Source organism: Phenylobacterium sp., assembly GCF_016793285.1.
Classification (GTDB): domain Bacteria; phylum Pseudomonadota; class Alphaproteobacteria; order Caulobacterales; family Caulobacteraceae; genus Phenylobacterium.
This window is the reverse complement of the sequence record NZ_JAEUMO010000171.1, coordinates 1-4,187: the sequence shown is the minus strand read 5'-3', so window position 1 is coordinate 4,187 and position 4,187 is coordinate 1. Positions and strand designations below refer to the sequence as shown.

General features: G+C 74.0%; 4 protein-coding genes. 1 reads left to right on the top strand and 3 read right to left on the bottom strand.

Annotated features, from left to right (window positions below; translation table 11 throughout):
* Positions 1–234: 234 nt before the first annotated feature.
* Complete coding sequence (locus JNL41_RS15200; protein WP_293476351.1) at positions 235–1,746, top strand: TonB family protein; 1,512 nt, start codon at positions 235–237, stop codon at positions 1,744–1,746.
* A gap of 2 nt (positions 1,747–1,748) precedes the next feature.
* Here the strand turns inward: JNL41_RS15200 and JNL41_RS15195 are convergent, their stop codons facing one another.
* The 3 genes from JNL41_RS15195 to recF form a co-directional block, all read right to left on the bottom strand.
* A complete protein-coding gene (locus tag JNL41_RS15195) occupies positions 1,749–2,591 on the bottom strand; it encodes an alpha/beta hydrolase (protein WP_293476350.1) in 843 nt (280 codons plus the stop codon).
* A gap of 9 nt (positions 2,592–2,600) precedes the next feature.
* Positions 2,601–3,101, bottom strand: coding sequence for an AAA family ATPase (locus JNL41_RS15190; RefSeq protein ID WP_293476349.1), 501 nt, complete (start codon positions 3,099–3,101; stop codon positions 2,601–2,603).
* 4 nt (positions 3,102–3,105) lie between these two features.
* The coding region (recF, locus tag JNL41_RS15185) for a DNA replication/repair protein RecF (protein WP_293476347.1) at positions 3,106–4,187 on the bottom strand (1,082 nt) is incomplete at its 5' end.

The window sequence follows — 4,187 nt, the reverse complement described above, 5'->3', positions numbered from 1 at the left end:
CCGACCTCGAAGGGGGTGAAGGCGCCGCCCGGTGGATCGAGGGAGCGCCGCCGACGGTCGTTCCGCGACCGATTCTCGTTTCCGAATATAGGGGTTCGCGCGGCCTTATGCACCTCCCGCGTACGCGTGTACGCGCGCGAGATGCTGGGCTTGGCGCGCCGCCGCCAGCCGCTAAGGTCGCACGGGCGGCGTGCAACTGGTGGGGGCGGCGTGAAGAGGTGGTGGATTGCTGTCGTGGCGCTGCTTGCGGCGCCGGCGCTGGCCCAGCCGAAGCCGTCGGTCATTACAGCGCCAGACTGGGCCGCGCTCCCCACGGCACAGACGCTGGCGGAGAACTATCCGAAGGTCGGCCTGCTGCTCCAGGTCGAAGGCTACGCCGTCATCGCTTGCCCGGTGACGGAGAGAGGCGCCCTCGTCGACTGCACGGTCGATGGCGAGGCGCCTCGCAACATGGGCTTCGGCGCGGCGGCGATCCGCATGAGTCGCGTCTTCCAGATGAAGCCGCAGACCGTCGATGGCAAGGCGACCTCGGGCGGGACCGTCCGCATCCCCATCCGCTTCACGCTCCCCGCGATCGAGCCCGAGGGCAAGCCGCCGGCCAAGGCGGCAACGGCGCTGGCGCTGCAGATCGTCGACACCATGGAGGCGACGCAGACCTTCGTCTCGGCCATGGACGCCCAGATCGCCGAGATCAACGCGGACAGCACGGCCCCGCAGACCTCGCGCGCCGCCGCCATGGCCGTCCTGCGAACGGCGGCCGCCAGCCGCCGCGAAGACATGCGCCAGGCCCTGGCGGCGACGCTGGCGGCGAACTACAGCCTGGAGGACCTCACGCGGATCACCTCCTTCCTGAAGTCGCCGGCCGGGCAAGTCCTGCGGGGCGGCGACGCGCTCAAGGCCAGCGTGGAGGCGCTGACGCCGCAGGTCGGCCCCGTCGTGATGACCGAGTTGCACAACGCGGTCTGCGCGCGCCTGCCCTGCCGTCCGAGCGCCGAAGCGTTGCGGATCATCGACGCGCCGGGCGCCACGCCGGACGGCGCCTGGCTCAAGATGCCCACTGCGGCGGCGATTGCGGACGAAGGCCCGGCCATCGCCCGCGTGATGGGTGTGGAGGGCGCGGTCCGGCTCACCTGCGAAAACGACCTGACGGGCCAGCTCGTCGGCTGCAAGGTCGACGCTGAGGCGCCTGCGGGCTGGGACTTCGGGACGTCGGCGCTGGCGCTTGCCAGCACCTACCGCATGCCGCCTGGGCCAGCAAAGCCGCGCGTGCTCCGCATCGCCTTTGCGGCTCCCTCCTACGAAAAGCCGCAGCGATCGCCCCGAACGGCCCCCGGTGGGATCGCGGCTGCCCGCGCGCTCATCGACACCTTCGACCCCATGGCTCAGTTGAGTACCCAGCTCGAGCCGCAGCTCAAGGTGCTTGGCGTGACAGTCGCTGCGACGCGCAACGACGCGGAAGCGAAAGCGCTGACCGAGGCCATGAGGGTCGCGATCCAGAATGTCATCGCCTACTTCCTCGACGAAGCGGCCAACGCCCTGGCGACCCACTACGCCCAGCAGGACCTGGCCGAGGCCGCTCGATTCATGGACAGCCCGGTCGGACGGTCGCTGATGAAGCCCCAACGCGTCGACGACGTCCCCGCGGTCGCCCGCGTCAGTGCGACGATCGCCGCCGAAGCACGCGAGGTCTACTGCAAGAACAACGACTGTTCGCCTCCGCCCCCGCGGCCGGGCGCGGCGCGCTAGGGTCACGCGACGCCGCCGAGGTGCTCCAGCAGGAGCCGGTTCACGGCATCGGGAACCTCGTCGGTCAGGAAGTGGCCGGCGCCGCCGATCGCCTCGAAGCGGTAGGGGCCGGTGACGAAGTCGGCGGTGGCCTCGGCGGCCATGCGGCCGACGGTCGTGTCGGCGTCGCCCCAGACGTACAGCGTCCGGGCCCCGACGGGCGGCACGTCGGCGGCCCGGAGCGCGCCCGCCCCGCCGGCGCGATACCACGCGATCGCGGCTTCGATCGCGCCGGGCGGCGAGAGCGTGTCGATGTAGAACCCGGCCGTGGCCGCCGGCACGCCCGCGCCGGCGAACATGGCGCGCAGGCCCGCGAAGTCGCCGGCGCGGATGCCGGCCACCGCCGCGTCGTCCTGCAGGCTGCGATGGTGGCCCGACCTTGCCGCCTGCGCGGGATCCTGAGCGAAGGCCCGGGCGAACGCCGCCGGGTGCGGCCGCGACAGCACCGCCAGGCTGCGGATGCGCTCAGGCGCCCGCACCGCCGTCAGCCACGCGATCTGCCCGCCCCAGTCGTGGCCGACGAGGTGGAAGGTCTCGTGCCCCAGGGCGTCCATCAGGCCCAGCGCGTCGCCGACGATGTTGGCGGCGGCATAGGGTTCGATCCCCGCCGGCCGCGCCCCGGCCGAGTAGCCGCGCTGGTCCGGCGCGATGGCGCGGAAGCCCGCCTGCGCCAGCGCCGCCCCCTGCGCCCGCCACGCCGCCCGCGACTGCGGGAACCCGTGCAGCATCAGCACCGGCGCGCCGTCGTCCGGCCCGTAGAGGTCGACGGTGAAGTCGAGGTCGCCGACGCGGACCAGCTCTGCCATGGCGACAGCCTAGAGCGCGGCCCGGATCTGCGCCACGGCCTCGGCGAGCGGACGGCCCGCCGTCTCGACCACGAGGCGTTCGCGTGTCCAGGGCCGGTAGTCGCGGCCGATCACCGCCTGCCAGTCGGGCATGTCCAGCCCGGCGACCTCGGCGGGCCGCCCTTCGACGCGCCGGCGATGCTCGGCGGCATCCGAGCAGACGACCTCGACCTCCAGCACCTGCGCCCCGGCGGCCAGGCCCGCGTCGCGCCAGGCGTCGCGCGTCAGCATCCACGGATTGACCGAGTCCCCGACCACGTCGCGGCCCAGGCGCAGGTTGTCGGCGGCGACCGCACAGGCCGCGCGGTAGCCCGCGTCGGCCATGTCGTCCGGCATCACGCCCGACCCGCGCATCGCCTGCTCCAGCGAGTCGATCCGCAGCCACACGGCTCCGGTCTCGGCCGCCAGCGCCCGCGCGATCGTCGACTTGCCCGCGCCCGGCAGCCCGCTCATCACGATCAGCGTCGCCATGGCGTCAGTCCACGCCCGTCAGGCCCGAGGCGTCCACCGCGAAGCCCTGGGCGCGGCCGGCGAGGCCGTCGAACAGCATCTGGTCGGTTCCGGTCAGGAAGGCCTGGAGCCGCAGCGCCTCGATCTCGTCGAAGAGGGCGGCCCTGCGGCGCGCGTCGAGGTGGGCGGCCACCTCGTCCAGCAGCAGGATCGGCGCGGGCGCTTCGGCGCGGGCCAGCCGAGCGGCCTGGGCCAGCACCAGGTTCAGGATCAGCGCCTTCTGCTCGCCGGTGGAGCATTCGCCGGCGGGGCGGTCCTTCTCGACGTGGATGACGGCCAGGTCGCCGCGGTGCGGGCCCGTGAGCGCGCGGCCAGCGGCGCCGTCCCGCTCGCGCGCGGCGCTCAACGCCTTCGCCAGCCGCGCTTCGATCTCGGCGAAGTCGACGCCCTCGCCCGCCATCCGCTCCCAGTCGCCGGTCAGCGAAAGGCGCGCCTGCGGGAACGGGCGCTCGCCGCGGGTTCCGATCTCGGCCGCGAGCGCCGCCAGCGTCCGCGCGCGCGCCTCGGCCATCAGCACGCCGGCCTCCGCGAGCCGCGCCTCCAGGGCATCCAGCCACGCCGCGTCGGCCGGACCGTCCGTCAGCAGCCGCATCCGCTCGCGCATCGCCTTCTCGTAGGTCTGCACATGCACCGCGTGCTGCGGCTCGGCGGCGAACACCAGCCGGTCGAAGAAGCGCCGCCGCTCGGCAGCGCCCTCCAGGAACAGCCGGTCCTGCGCCGGCGTCAGCCAGACCTGGCGCATGTGCTCGGCCAGCCGTCCCGGCGGCGCGGGCTCGCCCTCCACCCGCACGACGCGGCGCGACGCCCCGCCCTGCTCCACGCCGGTCCCCAGCCGCACCTCGTCTTCGCCGGCCCGCACGGTCACCGACACCGCCCAGGCGCGGCCGGCCGCCTCGCCCGGCATCCGCCGGCCCACCTCGGCAAGGCTCGATCCCCGCAGGCCACGCCCCGGGATCAGGAAGCTCACCGCCTCCAGCAGGTTCGTCTTTCCCGCCCCGTTCGGCCCGGACAGCCACACCGGCCGCCCGTCGAGCGGAAGCTCAGCGG

What these genes read in the sequence shown, in the direction of transcription:
- JNL41_RS15195 (WP_293476350.1), bottom strand. Translation starts at nt 2,591, where the DNA reads ATGGCAGAGCTGGTCCGCGTCGGCGACCTCGACTTCACCGTCGACCTC.
- JNL41_RS15190 (WP_293476349.1), bottom strand. Translation starts at nt 3,101, where the DNA reads ATGGCGACGCTGATCGTGATGAGCGGGCTGCCGGGCGCGGGCAAGTCG.